A 567-nucleotide genomic window follows, 5' to 3' on the forward strand; every position below is an offset into this window, starting at 1 on the left:
CTACACCCTTTTACTATAACCATAACCCGCTTTTTCTGCTTTTTTCTCGGTATTAGCAACTACTTTTATTTCTTTATTAATATCAGCAAATATTTTTTGAACGAACAAAAGGCTTTGAGAGGTTGAAAGGTGGGCTTGTGAGTCTGGTTTTAAATGCCTCATTTCAAGCATTTTAGCTTGAGCTTTAGAGCGTATTTTTAGATTTTCTTTTTGCCATTCTTCTGTAACATTAAAATCTCTAGGGTCTAATTCTAAATAAGCGATAGAACTTGGTTTATAAAAATCCACTTGTTTAGCGATAGCCTTTTGTGAATAGGGCAGAGATTCTAGCTCTTTTTGCAAATAAGCTATAAGCTCTTGCGCTTTTGATCCTCTTTGAGAGCGGGGTTGTTTGGAGTTTGGAAGGTGTTTTGGCTGGATAGGGGTTTGATTGGTTTTTGTAGGTTTAGGGGTTTTGCATTCAGCTTCTATTTCTATAGAAATACTATCCTTAATTCCTACTTTTTTAATAAAGAATTGACTATGATTTTCTTGGCAATTTTGTTCTGCTTTTTTAACCAAATCTTT

The 567-nt window shown here is 34.0% G+C and carries 1 protein-coding gene; it reads right to left on the reverse strand.

Features of this window, described 5'->3' with window-relative positions:
- Positions 1-567, reverse strand: a 567-nt coding sequence (locus tag FIM44_RS08395; protein ID WP_140579760.1) for a DUF874 family protein, incomplete at its 5' end; no start/stop codon positions are given.

The sequence above is a fragment of the Helicobacter pylori genome (assembly GCF_006440215.1).
Taxonomy (GTDB): domain Bacteria; phylum Campylobacterota; class Campylobacteria; order Campylobacterales; family Helicobacteraceae; genus Helicobacter; species Helicobacter pylori_CS.